Here is a 16,939-nt window from a genome sequence, read left to right as displayed (position 1 = left end):
CGCCTTGCCGCTTGAGCGTCTCATGATCGTCACCTCCCTGCTCGACACCGACCTGTACAAGTTCTCCATGATGCAGGTAGTGCTGCACCACTACCCGGCAGCGCAGGTCGAGTACAAGTTCAAATGCCGCAACCCTGGTATCAACCTGGTGCCCTATATCGACGAAATTCGCGCCGAACTCGACGCGCTGTGCTTGCTGCGTTTCACCACGGACGAACTGGACTACCTGCGCAGCTGGCGCTTTATCAAAAGCGATTTCGTCGATTTCCTCGGACTGTTCCAGCTCAACGCGAAGTACGTCGATATCCATCCTGCCGCAGATCGTCCCGGCGAGATTGAGATCCGCATTCGTGGCCCGTGGCTGCACACCATTTTGTTCGAAGTGCCGCTGTTGGCGATCGTCAACGAAGTGTATTTCCGCAACACCCAGCCAGGGCTTGATCTCACCGAAGGCAGGCGCCGGCTGCGCGAGAAGATTTCGCTACTGCGTGACACCGAAGGCTATCAGGCCTGCCGAATCGCCGACTACGGCACGCGTCGCCGCTACTCCCGCGAGTGGCATGAAGAAGTGGCGACCACGCTGCGTGATGGCTTGGGGCAGCAATTGGCGGGCACCAGCAATGTCTTTCTGGCCCGAAAACTGGGCTTGACGCCACTGGGCACGCTCGCCCACGAATACCTTCAGGCGCATCAGGCGCTGGGGCCGCGCTTGCGCGATTCGCAGATCGCGGCACTGGAAACCTGGGCCAAGGAGTATCGCGGTGATCTGGGCATTGCGTTGTCGGACGTCTATGGCTTGAGCGCATTCCTGCGCGATTTCGACATGTATTTCTGCAAACTGTTCGACGGCACGCGGCACGACTCCGGCGAGCCATTCGCGTGGGGCGAGCGTGTGCTGGCCCATTACCGCGCCAATCGCGTTGACCCGCGCAGCAAGGTGCTGGTGTTCAGCGATGGCCTGGATATTCCGAAGGTGATGCGTTTGTACGAACACTTCAACGGACGCTGCCAGCTGGCGTTTGGTGTGGGCACCAATCTGACCAATGACGTGGGGCCGGAAGCATTGCAGATCGTCATCAAGATGATCCGCTGCAATGGACAGCCGGTCGCGAAGTTGAGTGATTCGCCGGGGAAGAATATGTGCGAGGACGGCGCTTACGTGGCGTATCTTCGACAAGTGTTCGAGATTCCGGCAGAGCCGGAGATGGCGGTGGCCGGGTAGGGGCAACCACGCTTGCTATCCCTCACCGTCATCCCAGCGAACGCTGGGATGACGCGCTTTACGGTATAGCGCCAGTGAAGCCCTCCAACTCAGAACGCCGGCAACACAGCGCCCTGATACTTCTGCTCAATGAATGCCTTCACCTCGGGACTATTGAGCGCCTTCGACAGCTTCTGAATGCGCGGATCATCCTTGTTGTCCGGGCGGGCGACGAGGCCGTTGACGTAGGGTGAATCCTTGTCCTCGATCAGCAGCGCATCCTTGATCGGATTGAGCCCGGCGGCCAGCGCGTAGTTCGTGTTGATCAGCGCGAGGTCCACCTCGTCCAGCGTGCGCGGCAACATGGCGGCTTCCAGTTCGCGGAACTTCAGTTGCTTGGGGTTGGCCACGATGTCCTTCGGTGAAGACAAGGGGTTGCCGGGATCCTTCAGGGTGATCAGGCCATGCTTGGCGATCAGCAGCAGGGCGCGGCCGCCATTGCTGGGATCGTTGGGCAGGCTCACGGTGGCGCCATCGGCCAGCTGGTCGATGGACTTGAGCTTGCGCGAGTACGCGCCGAACGGCTCGATGTGTACGCCCGTCACCATGATCAGGTGGGTGCCGCGCTCATGGTTGAACGCGTCCAGGTATGGCCTGGTCTGGAAGTAATTCGCATCGACGCTCGTTTCCAGCACCTGGACGTTGGGCTGCACGTAGTCCGCGAATACCTTGATCTCAAGGTCGATGCCCTCCTTGGCAAGGATGGGCTTGACCTGCTTGAGGATCTCGGCGTGCGGCACGGCCGTCGCGGCCACCACCAGTTTCTGGCTGCCGGCGTCACCACCAGGCTGGGAAGACGAGCAGCCCGCCAGCAGGAGCAGGGCGGCAGCGATGGCGATCAGCTTCTTCATGGTGGGATGCCTTGGTGCAATGCACAAGAATAGCCGTCCATACCGCTGAATGCAAAGGCGGGCGGGTGGTCAGTTCCTGGTGTAGCGCGCCACGATGCGGTCGCCGAGCATCTGCAACAGCTGCACCAGCACGATGAGCAGCACCACGGTGACCAGCATGTAGTCCGACTTGTAGCTCAAATAACCGTAGCGATAGGCCAGGTCGCCGAGGCCGCCCGCGCCGATCGCGCCGCCCATGGCGGTATAACCCACCAGCGCGATGGCGGTGACGGTGGTACCGGCAAGCAGGCCTGCACGCGCCTCCGGCAGCAGTACGTGACGCACGATTTGCCAGGTGCTGGCGCCCATCGCCTGGCTCGCCTCGATCACGCCGCGCTGCACTTCGCGCAGCGCCGTTTCCACCAGTCGGGCGAAGAACGGCGCGGCGCCGATCACCAGCGGCGGAATCGCCCCGCGAATGCCAAGCTTGGTGCCCACCAGCACGTAGGTGACCGGCATCAGCACGATCATCAGGATGATGAACGGGATCGATCGCAAGATGTTCACTACCAGCGAAAGCGCGGCGTACAACCTGGGCATGGCGCGCAGCTGGCCCTTGCCGGTGAGATACAACAGCACGCCCAGCGGCAGGCCGATGGCGACGGTGAGCAGCAGCGAGCCACCAAGCATCAGCAAGGTGTCGATACAGGCCTGGCCGAGCTCGCTCCAGTCGTCGATATTGGGAAACAGGTTTTGCATCAGTGGCAGGCTCACGATTGATTCTCCGGCGACGCAGGCTTGATTTCCTCGATCTCGATGCCTGCCTGACGCAGGATGGCGAGCGCTTCGTCGACACGTGCTCCCTGCATGGCCAGCGTGAGCTGCCCATAGGGCAGGTCCTTGATGCGGTCGATGCGGCCGGCGAGGATGTTGAAGTCCACGCCAGTCTCGCGTGCGACGCGACCCAGGGCGGGCGTCCAGGTGGTCTCGCCACGGAACGACAGTCGCAGCACTTGCCCCGTGACATGCGCGAAAGGTGCTTGTTCGCCTGCTGCTTCTTCGGGCAAGGCTTCGTTGACGAAGCGTCGCGTCGTGGGGTGCTGCGGATGCAGGAAGACATCCACCACCGAGCCGGTTTCCACGATCGTGCCGGCATCGAGCACGGCAACGCGGTCGCAGACGCGGCGGACCACATCCATCTCGTGGGTAATCAGCACGATGGTGAGCTTGAGTTCGCGATTGATCTCCGCCAGCAGGTCCAGCACCGACGCGGTGGTCTGCGGATCGAGCGCGCTGGTCGCTTCATCGCACAGCAGGATCGACGGACGATTGGCCAGCGCTCGCGCAATCCCTACGCGCTGCTTCTGTCCACCGGAGAGCTGCGAAGGGTACTTGTCGGCGTGTGCACTCAGGCCAACGCGGGCAAGCAACTCATCCACCCGTTTGCGCATGGTCGCCGCATCGTTCTCGCCCGCGAGCCGCAACGGGAACGCCACGTTCTGCGCCACCGTCTGTGAGGCCAGCAGGTTGAAGTGCTGGAAGATCATGCCGATGCCCTGGCGTCTCTGACGCAATTCGGCTTCGGGCAGCGCCGTCATGTCGGTGTCGCCAATCAGAATGCGACCACCGCTCGGGCGCTCCAACAGGTTGATCAGGCGTATAAGTGTCGATTTGCCCGCGCCGGAATGGCCAATGATGCCAAACACCTCGCCGTCGGCGATCTCAAGGTTCAGCGGCTGCAAGGCGGAAACGTCCCTGCCGTCGACGCGGTAGGACTTGTGCACGGCCTGAAATCTGATCACGGGGTACCTTCGGGTGGGAGCCAGCGATGCCGGCCGGCGACAAGCATAAATCATGTGTCAGGCGGGTTCCTTGCCCGCCGTCATCACGGAACGTTATATCGATATCGCCGTGATGACGTACTGGGGATTAGACTTGGCGCCTCTTTCAGCAGGATCGCCGCGATGACTTCCGTCTACGACTTTTCCGCCCGCGACATTGATGGCGACGAGCGTTCGCTCGCCGAGTGGCGCGGTCAGGCCATGCTGATCGTCAACGTGGCCTCCAAATGCGGGTTCACGCCGCAATACACGGGGCTGGAGGCGCTATGGCAGGCCGCGCGCGACAAGGGCCTGGTCGTGCTCGGGTTTCCCTGCGACCAGTTCGGCCATCAGGAGCCGGGTAACGAGGCGGAGATCCGCAACTTCTGCTCCACCAGCTACGACGTGAGCTTCCCCTTGTTCTCCAAGATCGAGGTGAATGGCGACGGTGCGCATCCGCTCTATAAGTGGTTGAAGAGCGAAGGCAAGGGCATCCTGGGCAGCGAGTCGATCAAATGGAACTTCACCAAGTTCCTGATCGATCGCGATGGGCAGGTGGTAAGGCGTTACGCGCCTACCGATACGCCGGAGAAGATCGGCAAGGATCTGCAGTCTCAATTGGCGGGTTGAGCCGCGACACTGGGTGACGTGGCCGTCGCTTCGCCGTGGCTACGCAAGCCGGCCAGCATCACGGCAATGGCATCGATATCGCGGCTGGCGCTGGGAGCGCCGGAAGGTGGATCGTAATTGTTGAGCATGATGGCGAATGCCAGTCGTTCGCCATCGGCCGTGGTGACGTAGCCGGCCAGGCAGTGCACGAAGCTCATGCTGCCGGTCTTGGCGCGCACGTTGTTTTCGGCAGGCGTGTTGCGCATGCGCCATTGCAGGGTGCCATCGACGCCCGCGATGGGCAGCGATTCCTTGAGGGCTGCCGCATAAGGCTGTCCAGCAAGAAATGCCAGCAGGCGGGCCATCGCATTGGGCGTAGCGAGGTTGCGTCGCGACAGGCCGGTGCCTTCCTCGATGAGGCTGGCCGACGGCGTGATGCCCGCGCGCTCAAGCAGCTCGTGCATGGCGCGGATGCCCCAGCGCTCGGTGGTGATGAAACCGGTGTTGCCCTCGGTCTGTTCTGCATAGGCCTGGGCCCGGACACCGGCAAGCAGAAGCAGGTTCTGCAGGTACAGGTTCTGCGAACGCTTTAACCCACGCTGCAGGATCTCCACCACGGACGGCGACAGGACTTCTGCCAGCGTACGTGCCTGGGCGGTACGGGCCGTATCCCGACGAGGCCACTGCAGGGACGTCAGTTTTCCGTCGAGCTGAATGCCATGGCGAAGCATGGCTTGCAGCAACAGGTTGCCTGCGTAGCGCGCGGGATCGGGCACGGCAAGCTTGTAGCTTTGTGCGGGCGAGCGCGCGGCGATGTTGCCGAAGGCGTAAAGCGTGACATCGCCCGGGGCGCGGTAAAGATTGATGTCGTTGCGCGTGCGTGGCTCGCTGGTGGTGACCTCGCTGATCACCTGGGGCATGGCGTCGGCGGGACTAAAGCTGACGTCGGCATGCCCGCCGGCGGATGCCGCGGGCGTCACGGTGACGTCGACCTGGTTTTCCCGCACGCTCAAGGCGGTTGCGGGTACGGCGAACCAGCTCTGCAGGTCGACGGCCTCCCAGCCGGAACCCATGACGGGCCCGGCGAAGTAGGTGGCGTCAGCAATCAGGTCGCCGTGGACGTGGCGCAGGCCCTGCGCGGCCAGTTGGGTTGCCAACTGGTCTGGCCAGTCGCTGGTCGATGCATCCGAGCCTAGCGTGGGGTCGCCCATGCCGTAGAGGATGAGCGGGCCATCCAGCCGGCCATTGCGGATCTCACCGCTGGCCATGACACGGGTCGGAATGCGGTAGTCCGGATCCAGCTCGCTCAGCGCGATGGCAGCGGTGAAGAGCTTCGCGGTCGAGGCCGGCTGGAACAGCTGGTCGGCGTGGTGCGTGAAGAGGGTGTGGCCGCTGTCGAGCGAAACGACCGAGATGCCCCAGTCGGCGCCCGCAAAGCGCGGTTGGCCGATGAGCTCGTTGATCTGGGTCGCCAGCGAGGGAGCTCGGGCCGGAGCGGGGGGTGTGGAAGTCGGCTGTGGCGTTGCCGCAAAGATCCCTAGCGCGACGAGCAAGCCCATCAGTCCGGCGCATAGAACAGCGCCAGCACGGCGGCAGAACGGGCGTCGCGGCATGACCATGGGGCAAGTATCGCCAATCGCCCGGGTCGCTGCCTAGCCGATACCGCTGGACCCAGTCTGTTAAACTTGGGGGTTCGTGCCGGGCCTGCCGGCGCCCCATTCCCCATACGAGAACATCATGCAGATCGCAGAGAACACGGTTGTTTCCTTCCACTACACGCTGACCGACGACCAGGGTCAGGTACTCGACAGCTCGCAGGGTCGTGAGCCGCTGGTGTACCTGCAGGGTGTTGGCCAGATCGTCCCCGGTCTGGAAAAGGCGATGGAAGGCCGTCAGGTCGGCGACCAGTTCAAGGTGGACGTGGTACCGGAAGAGGGTTACGGCGTGCGTCACGCGGAGCTCGTGCAGGAGGTGCCGCGCGAGGCGTTCCAGGGCGTCGAGGACATCCAGCCGGGCATGCAGTTCCAGGGTCGTGGCCCGCAGGGCGTCATCAACGTCACGGTGACCAAGGTCGATGACGAAAAGGTGCATATCGACGGCAACCATCCCTTGGCCGGCCAGGCACTGCATTTCGACGTGGAAGTGACCGACGTGCGCGCTGCCACCGAGGAAGAGCTGTCCCACGGCCACGTGCACGGCGAAGGCGGCCATCACCATTGATGCCCTTGGGCGGCGTTGCCATCAGGGCAGCGCCGTCCTATCCACGCATCGGTTCAGTACCAGTCGAGCAGCGACAAACCAAGGCCCAGGTAAGTGGCGTTGTGGTTGTAGTCGATCATGCTCTCGCCGTAGCCCTTGAACAGCTCCACATAGCCGCGCAAGTTGCCGACGATGGGGAACGCCCAGGTGAACTCCGCCGCACCGTGGCTCTCGCTGCCGCCGCGTAACGAGTGGCGCAACATCAGGCCGAACTCCTGGCCACGCCATTCGTGGACGATCTGCATATCGGCGCGACCCATATAGTTGCTGATGTCCGGGTTGTCGTTGGTCTTGCTGCTTTCGGGAATGCGCCACCAGGGGCGCAGCATCACCGTCCAGTCCTCACGCTCGAACCCCACGTAGCCCATGACGCGGTTCCAGCTTCGCGACAGCGGATCGGACTGCCCATTGGATTCGTGGTTCAGCGCGATGCCGAGTAGCCGTCCGTTCCATTCCGCCACTTCGTAGTTGGTATTGAAAGCGAGTATGGCCTCGGGCTCGTAGTTCGTTTCGCGGAAGGGTCGCGAGTTCTTTTCGTTGTAGACCTGCCAGCGCGAGGACTGGGTATAGGCCACCCAAAGGTCGCCCTCGTCGCCGAACACGCCTTGCCATACCTTGGTCTTCAGGCTGAGCTGGAACTTGCTCTCGATGTTGTCCAGGTCCTGCGGCTCTTTGACTGTATTCGCTGGGTTGGGGCTGGACGGCTGGCTGTTCTGGTTGCTGCTGGCGAAAAACGGCATCACGGTGATCGGCTTGTAGGCGCGAACATTGAAGGTGCCCAACTTGCTGTCGGGGGACAGTTCCCAGCGACTGTCGAACAACGAGACGGTTTTTTCGCTGGATGTCGGAGGGACTTCAGTATTCGATTTCGCCTGCTCGTGGCGGAATACGGTGCCTGGGGGTGAAGGTGCCTCGGTCTTTTTTTGCGCCATGGGCAGATGTTCGCGACCCGTGGCGTGGTCATAACAGGCCAGTCGCTGCGCATCGTTTTCCAGCGCGGTACACGCACGAATATCCATCGGATCCGGCGTCTGTGCGCGTGCGGCAACTGTGAAGCCTGAGGCGAGAGCCAGGGCCGCAAGTGAGATCGGTCGCATCATCGGGGGCTCCATCCATGTCTGGCAAACGATCGGTCTGATCACTGCATGCGCGCCAGCCGCATACCATCAAAAGCATGCATTGCATGTGACGACGCGGACCACCAAGGCATGTGGCCCGCGTCGGAGCCTTCATCTTACTTATTTATTGCTGAGCCAGCGCTCGTATTCGGCCTTCGTGATGTGGCCGGTTTTGCCTTTGTCGACATACGCGAAGTCATTGGCCAATAGCGGATACGCCGTGGCCTGATCCGCGGTGATATAGCGCGAGCCGCCGGATAGCTGTTCGAAGCTGGGCGCCGGGCCAGCCACGACAGTCGGAACCGTGGATTTCACCGTCAGCTGGCCCGTTGGGGTACTGAGCTGTGCGCTATCGGTGACAGCGCCAGGCGAAGCGGCTGGCATGGGTGCGGCAGGTGCGGGAGAAATGGGTGCTGGCTGATCCTGCGCCAGCAATGAGCCGGCCAACATCATCGAGCCGGTGGTAATCAATGCAAGAAGAGGTTTGCGGTATTTCATCGTCGTTACTCCATGCCAGAATGCGTGGCTTGTGGACGGACGCGCGGTAGAGGCGATCAAGGCGATGTCGTGTTTTGAAGGCTTCCGCGCTAAGCCCAACGCTAGCAAATGCACACTAAATGCCTCCCCAACATAGGCATCGCGTTCACGTGAAGTCCTCGTTACCGTTGTCGATTCCTTCATCCATGTCGGCCATCTCACTGAGCTTGTCACAAGCGCGGCGGCTTCATCTTGCCGCGCAAGGTCTGTTGCATTCACCGCGCGCACGGTCGCGACCCGTGGATGTGCTTGCTGCCATCACACGCATGCGTCTGCTGCAGATCGATAGCATTCATGTCGTCGCGCGCAGTCCCTACCTCGTGCTTCATTCGCGCCTTGGTGACTACGATCCACAATGGCTGGACGATGCATTGGAGGCAGGGCGGCTGGCGGAGAGTTGGGCACATGAAGCCTGTTTCGTGCCCTCAGTCGATCTGCCACTGCATCGGGCCTGGCGCATGCAGCGATCCACGCATTGGGCTCACAAGCATGCAGCGCGCATGCATCACGAACATCGGCAGGGTATGGATGGTCTGCTCGATCGCATTCGCGCCGCGGGGGCGATGCGTGCGGCGGATTTCGAAGGCGAAAAGCGTGGCGCGGGTGGCTGGTGGTCATGGAAGCCCGAAAAGCGTTGGCTGGAGGCGCTGTTCGCCATGGGCGAGTTGATGGTGACACGCCGTGAACGGTTCCAGCGCGTTTACGATTTGAGCGAGCGCGTCGAGGCCAAGCTCGATCCACCGATGGACACAGGCCTGCTGCAGTTGGACCAGGGCGCCTTGCGTCGACATTTTATTCTCGACAGCGTGCGTGCCTTGGGTGTCGCCCAGGCACGCTGGATCGCTGACTACTTTCGGCTAAAACCGTCTGTTACCGATCGTGAACTCGCGCCGCTGGTGGCGAGTGGAGCACTGCTCGCCGTGCAGGTCGCGGACTGGAAGGTGCCAGCCTACGTGCATCCCGAGCATGCGGATCTGCTGGCGCAAGCCGCGCACGGCAAGCTACGTGGCACGCACACGGCGTTGCTGTCACCGTTCGATCCTGTGGTGTGGGACCGCCCGCGTGCGCAGGCGCTGTTTGGCTTCGAATACACCATCGAATGCTATGTGCCGGCACCCAAACGGGTTTACGGCTATTACGTGCTGCCCATCCTGCATCGCGGTCGCCTGATCGGTCGCCTCGATGCCAAGGCGCATCGCAGCGATGGCGTGTTCGAAATCAAGGCGTTGTTCCTGGAGCCGGAGGTCGAGCCTACGCCGAGCCTGCTTCGCGATGTGGCCAAGGCCATAACGGCTACGGCACGATGGCATGGCACGCCAGCCGTGCGCCTGACGCGTAGCCGACCCTCAAACATGGCGACGGCCCTGCGCCCACTGTTGCGGGAGTCTTGAGCAAGGATGTCAGCGCGCGTTGCCGGCGGGCGCGGCTGGGGGAGGGCTTACGGACGTGCAGGATTTCCCTTGCAGCATCTGGCTGAGCTGCCCGGCCATCGCCACGCAGCGTGCGCCAAGTAGCGGGCGGACTTTCGGGTCCTGCGCGTCCTTCAGCAGGCTGGCACGCATGGTTTGGTAGCGTCCTTCGAGCTGGTCTGGCGGAAATACCGCGGCGGCGCGATGGCAGACCACATAGGTGGCCAGGTACTCGTCGCAGGCGGCAATGCCCGTGGCGACGCTGCTTTGTGCGGCTCCGCTGGTAGCGGCAGGTGTGCTGGTGGCCGTGTTCGGACGGGTTTTCGGGTGGCTGGCGCAGCCCGCCAGGGACAGGCCGGTGGCGAGAAGGGCGAAAACGGCAAGTCGGCAGCAATGGGGCATCATGGTCCTTCTCCTGCGCAGGAAACGGCCTATCCTGGGCGCTTGGCGTGGCAGTTCGGTGCATTTTGGAGGCTACGGGGAAATAGCCCCGTCAGTTAAAGAGCGATGAAATGCGAAGACGGCGTGAAAATCAAATAGGCCTTTATCCGACCCACCGGGTATCCATTCAGGTTGGGAAAAATGCCTATTCGCGTTGTAGGCGCTAAGCAGCTATGATGCGCTCACTGTGTTTGCCGGGGTCACCAGAGTTTTGTGACCCGATGCAGCGGATCTCGATCTAGCCTCATCGCCTCACCCCTAGGGTTTCCTAGCACACCAGTAAGCCGGCCAGCGCATGTTGCGCAGGCTGAGTCTTTCAATCCTAAGGAGTGATTCAATATGTCTGATCGTCAGATCGGTACCGTCAAGTGGTTCAACGATGCCAAGGGTTTCGGCTTCATCAGCCGTGACAATGGCCCGGACGTTTTCGTGCATTTCCGCGCGATCCAGGGCAATGGCTTCAAGAGCCTCCAGGAAGGCCAGAAGGTCAGCTTCAAGGTTGTGCAGGGCCAGAAGGGTCTGCAGGCCGACGAAGTGATGGCCGCCTAATTCCCGGTTAACACGCAAGAATAAAAAGCCAGGCAGAAATGCCTGGCTTTTTTTATTGTTGAAGTAAATGTCATTGAAATGTGAAGAGATTAGGGTCATTCACCTGCATTAAAGAAATCCGTTATGCTTGGTTCACTGTGTTTGCTCGGTCACGTGCGTGCCCGGTGCGCGACTCGCAAGGGTCCACATCGCTTCACCCGATCCCTGCATGCCCAGTAAGCCGTCGGCCATAGGGGAGGCTGACTTGTCTCAGTATCGAGTCAGATCGGAGTGAGTCATGTCGGATCGTGAAGTTGGCACAGTCAAATGGTTCAACGACGCTAAAGGTTTCGGCTTCATCAGTCGCGAAAGCGGTCCTGATGTCTTCGTGCATTTCCGGGCTATTAGCGGTTCGGGCTTCCGTAGTCTGAAGGAAGGGCAGAAGGTGAGCTTCAAGGTAGTGCAGGGCCAGAAAGGCCTGCAGGCCGACGAGGTCGCCCCAGCCTGACGTAGTCGCACAGATGAAAAAAAAGGCCGGCGCAAGCCGGCCTTTTTCGTGCGACGCACTTTTTCACCGTGCACGGATTGGTTAGCCTGCGAGGCTCCTTTGCCCAAAGCAGTCTTAATGTCCGCTCCATTATCGACACTGACGTCGACAGCCGCGCCTATCAGCTTGCCCGCTGTCGCCGCGGATGGCGCGGCGGCAGAAGTGCTTTTGCAATTGCCTGCAGGGGACGTTCGCCATGTGTTGTATTGGCTGCCCGCACTAGGTGTGTCTGCCAGGCAGTATTTGCCACTGGCGCAGGCACTCGCGGAGCGCGGCGTGGCCGTGGCCATCCACGAGTGGCGTGGCATGGGCTCCAGTAATCGTCGCGCAGGTCGCCAGCAGGACTGGGGATACCGGGAGCTGCTGCAGCACGACGTGCCGGCCGGTCTTGCTGCCGTACGCAAACATTTGCCGCGGGCGAGTTACGCCATGGGCGGGCACAGCCTCGGTGGTCAACTCTCCTCGCTATACGCCAGCCTTCATCCCCACGAGATCGCCGCTCTGCTGATCGTGGCGAGCGGATCACCTTACTGGAGGCAGTTCCGCTACGGCCGTTTCATACGGCTGGCTTTTTTCGCCGTACCCTTGATGGCGCGGTTATTTGGGCGGTTTCCCGGGCGTCGGATCGGTTTTGGCGGCAATGAGGCCCGCCGAGTAATGACCGATTGGGCGCGCAGCGGCCGCACCGGCCGCTACGCTGCGCAGGGCATGAGCGATGATTTCGAGCAACGACTCGGCGAACTCGATCTGCCTGTGCTGGCCTTGCGCCTGCGGGACGATTGGCTTGCACCCGAAGCATCCCTGGCGTGCCTGCTCGGCAAGATGCGCCGTAGCTGGCGGGAACAGCGAGTCATTACGGCCGCCGATCTGGGCGGCAAGCCCGCCGATCACTTCAGCTGGATGAAGACACCGGCGCCGATCGCGTCGCGGGTGGCGGACTGGTTTGATGGGCTCTCGAGCGGGAGGGGCGACGCTGGCACTTGAAGCCCGTCCTCGGCGTCGGCATGTGTAGCGGATCTCCCCACCGGCAGGACCGATGAATCTCTACACGCCGCTGACGCAGCGCAGCCTCCAATTGCGCAACCGACTCGTGGTCGCCCCCATGTGCCAGTACTCGGCCGTCGATGGCATGCCCGATCACTGGCATCTGGTCCATCTGGGCAGTCGTGCCGTTGGTGGCGCCGCCCTGGTGATCGCCGAGGCGACGGCGGTGTCCGCCGAAGGGCGCATCTCTCCGGGCGATGTCGGCCTGTGGAACGAGCAGCAACTGGCCGCATGGGAGCCGATCACCCGCTTCATCGCCGCGCAGGGAGCGATTCCTGGGGTGCAACTGGCGCACGCGGGGCGCAAAGCCAGCGCCCAGCGTCCCTGGGAAGGCGGCAGGGCGTTAGCTGCCGATGAAGGCCCGTGGCCGACCGTTGCACCGTCCGCACTGGCGTTCGATCGAGACTGGCACGTGCCGGAGGCGCTGGACGAGCAGGGCATAGCCAAGGTCATTGCGGATTTTCGCGCGGCAACCAGACGTGCCTTGGCCGCGGGTTTCAAGCTGATCGAGATCCATGGTGCGCATGGCTATCTGTTGCACCAGTTTCTTTCACCGCTAAGCAACCATCGCACGGATGCTTATGGCGGCAGTTTCGAAAATCGCATGCGGCTCGTGCGCGAAGTGATCGTGGCCGTACGGGAAGAGTGGCCGCAGCACTTGCCGTTGTGGCTGCGCATTTCGGCTACCGACTGGGCGGAAGGCGGCTGGGATATCGACCAAAGCGTGCAGTTGGCCAAGGCGGTAAAGTCGCTGGGCGTGGATCTTGTCGATGTGTCCAGCGGTGGCTTGATTCCCGGGGTGAAGATCCCGCTGGTTCCCGGCTATCAGGTGCCGTTCGCCGCGCGTATTCGTCGCGAGGCCGACGTTGCCACCGGTGCGGTAGGGCTCATCACCGAATCGACACAGGCGGCCAGGATCATTGACGATGGCGCAGCCGATGTCGTGCTGGTCGCGCGCGAAAGCCTGCGCGATCCTTATTTCCCGCGGCGTGCGGCGCAGGAGTTGGGCATCACCATCGAAGCGCCGGAACAGTATCAGCGGGCCTGGTAAACCATGGCCCTGGCAACCAAGGAGCCAGACAGTGGAACAGCAACCGATGTTGATCGAAGGTCGTGTACACGACCTGGGTGATGGCTTCAACGTGCGGCGCCTGCTGCCGGTACTGCAGGCGCGACATGTCGGCCCGTTCGTGTTCTTCGATTACATGGGGCCGGTGACGTTCCTGTCGGACAAGGGCATGGATGTGCGGCCTCATCCGCATATCGGTCTGGCGACCGTCACCTGGTTGTTCGAGGGCGTGATCCGTCACCGTGACAGTCTCGGCAGCATCGCCGACATTCGCCCCGGCGAAGTGAACTGGATGACCGCGGGCCGCGGCATCGTGCATTCCGAGCGTACCCCGCCCGAGGCCCGCGGCGGCGGCCTGCGCACGCATGGCATCCAGGTATGGGTGGCGCTGCCGAAGAAGGATGCCGAGGTGGAGCCGGAGTTCCATCATCATGGTGCAGCGGAGCTGCCGCGCATCAACCTGCCGGGTGCCGAACTCGTGCTGATTGCGGGCACTGCCTACGGTCAGTCTTCGCCGGTGAAGGTGTTTGCGCCGATGTTCTTTATCGAGGCGACGCTGGCCGCGGGTGCTGAATTGCCTTGGCCGGAAGGGCATGTCGAACGCGGCGTCTGCGTGACGGATGGCGATGTCGAATGGGACGGTTTGGTCGTGCCCCCGATGCAAGCCGCCGTGCAGACGGGCGCCAGTGCGCCGCCATTGCGCGCCCGTAGCGCCAGCCGGGTCATGTTGTTCGGCGGTGCGCCGCTGGATGGCGAGCGCCACCTGTGGTGGAATTTCGTGTCCAGCAGTCGTGAGCGCATCGAGGAGGCCAAGGCGGACTGGGTGGCGCAGCGCATGGGTACCGTGATCGGCGACGATAAGGAATACATTCCGCTGCCGACGTGACCATGCTGCAGGCCCGCATGCATCGGCCTTGCTGGCAGATTACCCTGAGCGCAACTCAGCAACGGTCAAGCGCATGTCCGGCTACGCCAGCTTTCGCGAGTTCTATCCGTTCTATTTGAACGAACACAGCGATCTTCGCTGTCGGCGCATGCATTTTGCCGGCAGTACGCTGGTGTTGTTGGTGATCGTCATCGCGCTGGTCACGCGCCATGCGTGGTGGCTATGGCTGGCGCCGGTCGCCGGCTACGGTTTTGCGTGGATCGGGCACTACGTCTTCGAAAAGAACCGGCCCGCGACGTTCACCCACCCGCTCTACAGCCTGATGGGTGACTGGGTGATGTATTGGCAGATTCTGCGCGGCAAGGTATCGATCTGAATCTCAGTTTGTCGCCGCTCAGCGATATTGCTGGTGGCAGGACTGGCAAACCTCGTCGATGGGCTTGAGCGCCGCCGCCAGGGCGGCGCAATTGGCCGGGGCGGCCAGCAGTGCGGCCTGGCTCTTGGCGTGCAGCTTGGTCGCCTCATCCAGGAAGGGCTGGTCGACACCAGGGAACGCCTCGCTGATGTCGGCCTGGGTTTCCAGTAGCCGGGTCAGGTGCTGGCGTGCCTCCGCCGCATCGCAGCGTTGTGCCCTGACGGCGGTGTGCAGCGCGCCTGCGTGATGCGCCATGACCGACATCACGGCGTGGGGTAGCGGGTGCCGTTCGTGCAGCGCGTTCATGACGGACACGGTGCCGATGATCCCGATGACGAGTCCCAGCAAGATCGAGATGGCAACACGCATGCAATGGCTTCCGGTGGCGAACGCTGAGGGCCGGCAAGCATAACCTGCCGATCGCGTGGCGGGTGCTGCGATAACCTCCCACTCTCGCTAAAATGCCCTATGTTCAAGGTCTTGGAATTCGTCCAGTGATGCATCCCGAAGGCGCAGCAGGTTCCGCCGCCGCGCGTCCTGCGCCCCAAAACGCACCCGCCGACGGAGTCGCCTTTCCGTACGAGCGCTTCGCTGGCGTGGAGCGGCTTTACGGCGTCGGTTCGATCGAACGGTTGGCCCAACGCCATGTCTGCGTAATTGGCATTGGCGGCGTAGGCTCGTGGGCTGCCGAGGCGCTGGCACGCAGCGGCGTGGGTCACCTCACCCTGATCGATGCCGACGAAGTGTGCGTGTCCAATACCAACCGCCAACTGCACGCGCTTGATGGCCAGTACGGCAGGTCCAAAGTCGGCGTGATCGAGGAGCGTCTGCAAGCGATCAACCCCGCGATCAAGATCGATGCGATCGAGCGCTTCCTGACACCTTCGACACTCGATGAGTTGCTCGATCGCGGCTACGACATCGTGCTGGATGCCTGCGATGCGTTTCGCGTCAAGCTCGAAGCGATTGCCTGGTGTCGTCGCCGCAAGCTGCCGCTGGTGTCGGTGGGTTCGGCGGGTGGCCGCACCGATCCCACCCAGATCCGTGTGCGCGACCTGTCGCGTACCGAGCACGATGCCATGTTCAGCCTGATCCGCAAGAAGCTCCGTCAGGACTTCAATTTCCCGCGCAACCCGGATCGGTACTTCGGCGTGTCGGCCGTGTACTCGTTGCAGAACGTGCAGTATCCGCAGCCCGACGGCACGGTATGCGGCACCCGCCCGCCGGGCGTTGCGGGCGCCGACGCCTTGAATCTTGCCTGTGGTGGCGGGCTGGGTGCGGCCACGCATGTCACGGGCGCGTTTGCGTTTGCGGCGGTAGCAAAAGTGATGGAAAAGCTGTTGGGGAACTGAGGCGGCGTGGCCCCTCACCCCAACCCTCTCCCCGAAGGGGAGAGGGGGGTAAGGCGCTTACCAACCCATGTAATGGCCGCCATTGATGGCAAGGTTGGAGCCGGTGATCCAGCCGGCGTCCTCGCCGGTGAGGAAACACACCGCATGCGCGATCTCTTCCGGCTTGCCGAGGCGGCCCACCGGGATCTGCGCGATGATCTTCTCGCGCACTTCTTCCGGCACCGCCATCACCATGTCGGTACCCACGTAGCCTGGCGATACGGTGTTCACCGTGATGCCGAACTTCGCGTTTTCCTGGGCCAGCGAAATGGTGAAGCCGTGCATGCCCGCCTTGGCGGCCGCGTAGTTGGCCTGGCCGTACTGGCCCTTCTGGCCATTGATCGAGCTGATCTGCACGATGCGGCCCCATTTGTGGGTGCGCATGCGCTCGATCACTGGGCGGGTGACATTGAAGCAGGCATTGAGGTTGGTGTTCACCACTTCCATCCACTGCGGATAGGACATCTTGTGGAAGGTGGTGTCACGCGTGATGCCGGCGTTGTTGACCAGGATCTCCACCGCCCCCAATGAGCTCTCGATGATCGCGGCCATCGCCTCGCAGGAATCCGGATCGCAGACGTCGCCGGGAACCAGCAGCACCTCGATGCCTTCCTTCGCCATCATCGCCTTCCATTGTTCCGCCTTGGCCTGGTCGCGATAGTTGGTGGCGACTCGATGTCCCTGCTTGGCGAGATACCGAACGATGGCCGTACCGATACCGCCGGTGCCGCCTGTGACCAATGCCGTGCGCTGCGTCATGCCTTGTCTCCGATTG

The 16,939-nt window shown here is 62.4% G+C and carries 20 protein-coding genes; 11 read left to right on the top strand and 9 right to left on the bottom strand.

What is annotated here, in order from left to right; genetic code table 11:
- Positions 1-22: 22 nt before the first annotated feature.
- On the top strand, positions 23-1,222 hold the full coding sequence (gene pncB / locus OUZ30_RS13380) for a nicotinate phosphoribosyltransferase (protein ID WP_266183179.1): 1,200 nt from the start codon (positions 23-25) through the stop codon (positions 1,220-1,222).
- Positions 1,223-1,311: 89 nt separating this feature from the next.
- On the opposite strand, the gene OUZ30_RS13375 is transcribed toward pncB, so the two are convergent.
- From OUZ30_RS13375 to OUZ30_RS13365, 3 genes are all read right to left on the bottom strand, one after another.
- A complete protein-coding gene (locus OUZ30_RS13375; RefSeq protein ID WP_266182798.1) occupies positions 1,312-2,112 on the bottom strand; it encodes a MetQ/NlpA family ABC transporter substrate-binding protein in 801 nt (266 codons plus the stop codon).
- A 69-nt stretch (positions 2,113-2,181) separates the two neighbouring features.
- Positions 2,182-2,850, bottom strand: a complete 669-nt coding sequence (locus OUZ30_RS13370) for a methionine ABC transporter permease (RefSeq protein WP_266183178.1) — start codon at positions 2,848-2,850, stop codon at positions 2,182-2,184.
- An 11-nt stretch (positions 2,851-2,861) separates the two neighbouring features.
- A complete protein-coding gene (locus OUZ30_RS13365; protein ID WP_266182797.1) occupies positions 2,862-3,893 on the bottom strand; it encodes a methionine ABC transporter ATP-binding protein in 1,032 nt (343 codons plus the stop codon).
- Between the two features lie 162 nt (positions 3,894-4,055).
- On the opposite strand from OUZ30_RS13365, the gene OUZ30_RS13360 reads away from it, so the two are divergent.
- Positions 4,056-4,541, top strand: coding sequence for a glutathione peroxidase (locus tag OUZ30_RS13360; RefSeq protein WP_266182796.1), 486 nt, complete (start codon positions 4,056-4,058; stop codon positions 4,539-4,541).
- Here the strand turns inward: OUZ30_RS13360 and dacB are convergent.
- The gene (gene dacB, locus OUZ30_RS13355) at positions 4,526-6,079 is read right to left on the bottom strand and encodes a D-alanyl-D-alanine carboxypeptidase/D-alanyl-D-alanine endopeptidase (RefSeq protein WP_266182795.1); all 1,554 of its coding nucleotides are present in this window, start codon (positions 6,077-6,079) and stop codon (positions 4,526-4,528) included. The genes OUZ30_RS13360 and dacB overlap by 16 nt on opposite strands.
- A 178-nt stretch (positions 6,080-6,257) precedes the next feature.
- Here dacB and OUZ30_RS13350 point away from each other — a divergent pair, with 178 nt between their 5' ends.
- Positions 6,258-6,740 carry an FKBP-type peptidyl-prolyl cis-trans isomerase gene (locus OUZ30_RS13350; protein ID WP_283255905.1) on the top strand — a complete coding sequence of 161 codons (483 nt, stop codon included), beginning with the start codon at positions 6,258-6,260 and terminating at the stop codon, positions 6,738-6,740.
- Positions 6,741-6,793: 53 nt separating this feature from the next.
- On the opposite strand, the gene OUZ30_RS13345 is transcribed toward OUZ30_RS13350, so the two are convergent.
- Together OUZ30_RS13345 and OUZ30_RS13340 are read right to left on the bottom strand one after the other, a co-directional pair.
- Positions 6,794-7,876, bottom strand: a complete 1,083-nt coding sequence (locus OUZ30_RS13345) for a phospholipase A (RefSeq protein ID WP_266183176.1) — start codon at positions 7,874-7,876, stop codon at positions 6,794-6,796.
- A gap of 141 nt (positions 7,877-8,017) precedes the next feature.
- Positions 8,018-8,395, bottom strand: coding sequence for a hypothetical protein (locus OUZ30_RS13340; protein WP_266182793.1), 378 nt, complete (start codon positions 8,393-8,395; stop codon positions 8,018-8,020).
- Positions 8,396-8,700: 305 nt separating this feature from the next.
- Here OUZ30_RS13340 and OUZ30_RS13335 point away from each other — a divergent pair, with 305 nt between their 5' ends.
- Positions 8,701-9,825 carry a winged helix-turn-helix domain-containing protein gene (locus OUZ30_RS13335; RefSeq protein ID WP_345781049.1) on the top strand — a complete coding sequence of 375 codons (1,125 nt, stop codon included), beginning with the start codon at positions 8,701-8,703 and terminating at the stop codon, positions 9,823-9,825.
- 9 nt (positions 9,826-9,834) lie between these two features.
- Here OUZ30_RS13335 and OUZ30_RS13330 read toward each other — a convergent pair whose 3' ends face one another.
- Positions 9,835-10,248, bottom strand: a complete 414-nt coding sequence (locus OUZ30_RS13330) for a hypothetical protein (RefSeq protein ID WP_266182792.1) — start codon at positions 10,246-10,248, stop codon at positions 9,835-9,837.
- 375 nt (positions 10,249-10,623) lie between these two features.
- On the opposite strand from OUZ30_RS13330, the gene OUZ30_RS13325 reads away from it, so the two are divergent.
- The 6 genes from OUZ30_RS13325 to OUZ30_RS13300 all read left to right on the top strand — a co-directional run bounded on the left by OUZ30_RS13325 (position 10,624) and on the right by OUZ30_RS13300 (position 14,734).
- Complete coding sequence (locus OUZ30_RS13325) at positions 10,624-10,833, top strand: cold-shock protein (RefSeq protein WP_114823570.1); 210 nt, start codon at positions 10,624-10,626, stop codon at positions 10,831-10,833.
- Between the two features lie 277 nt (positions 10,834-11,110).
- Positions 11,111-11,320, top strand: a complete 210-nt coding sequence (locus tag OUZ30_RS13320; RefSeq protein ID WP_019465668.1) for a cold-shock protein — start codon at positions 11,111-11,113, stop codon at positions 11,318-11,320.
- 117 nt (positions 11,321-11,437) lie between these two features.
- Positions 11,438-12,343 carry an alpha/beta hydrolase family protein gene (locus tag OUZ30_RS13315; protein WP_266182791.1) on the top strand — a complete coding sequence of 302 codons (906 nt, stop codon included), beginning with the start codon at positions 11,438-11,440 and terminating at the stop codon, positions 12,341-12,343.
- 52 nt (positions 12,344-12,395) lie between these two features.
- Positions 12,396-13,454, top strand: a complete 1,059-nt coding sequence (locus OUZ30_RS13310) for an NADH:flavin oxidoreductase/NADH oxidase (protein WP_266182790.1) — start codon at positions 12,396-12,398, stop codon at positions 13,452-13,454.
- Between the two features lie 31 nt (positions 13,455-13,485).
- Positions 13,486-14,358, top strand: coding sequence for a pirin family protein (locus tag OUZ30_RS13305; RefSeq protein WP_266182789.1), 873 nt, complete (start codon positions 13,486-13,488; stop codon positions 14,356-14,358).
- 73 nt (positions 14,359-14,431) lie between these two features.
- Positions 14,432-14,734: an Mpo1-like protein gene (locus tag OUZ30_RS13300; RefSeq protein WP_266182788.1), complete on the top strand. Its 303-nt coding sequence runs from the start codon at positions 14,432-14,434 to the stop codon at positions 14,732-14,734.
- Between the two features lie 18 nt (positions 14,735-14,752).
- Here OUZ30_RS13300 and OUZ30_RS13295 read toward each other — a convergent pair whose 3' ends face one another.
- Positions 14,753-15,142, bottom strand: coding sequence for a cytochrome C (locus OUZ30_RS13295; protein WP_266182787.1), 390 nt, complete (start codon positions 15,140-15,142; stop codon positions 14,753-14,755).
- A 128-nt stretch (positions 15,143-15,270) separates the two neighbouring features.
- On the opposite strand from OUZ30_RS13295, the gene OUZ30_RS13290 reads away from it, so the two are divergent.
- On the top strand, positions 15,271-16,125 hold the full coding sequence (locus OUZ30_RS13290; protein ID WP_283256074.1) for a tRNA threonylcarbamoyladenosine dehydratase: 855 nt from the start codon (positions 15,271-15,273) through the stop codon (positions 16,123-16,125).
- Between the two features lie 57 nt (positions 16,126-16,182).
- Here OUZ30_RS13290 and phbB read toward each other — a convergent pair whose 3' ends face one another.
- Positions 16,183-16,923, bottom strand: coding sequence for an acetoacetyl-CoA reductase (gene phbB / locus OUZ30_RS13285; protein WP_266182785.1), 741 nt, complete (start codon positions 16,921-16,923; stop codon positions 16,183-16,185).
- Positions 16,924-16,939 lie beyond the last annotated feature (16 nt).

The organism is Dyella humicola (genome assembly GCF_026283945.1).
Classification (GTDB): Bacteria; Pseudomonadota; Gammaproteobacteria; order Xanthomonadales; family Rhodanobacteraceae; genus Dyella; species Dyella humicola.
Note: the sequence above shows the minus strand (reverse complement) of the source record. Positions and strands in the feature narration are given on the sequence as shown.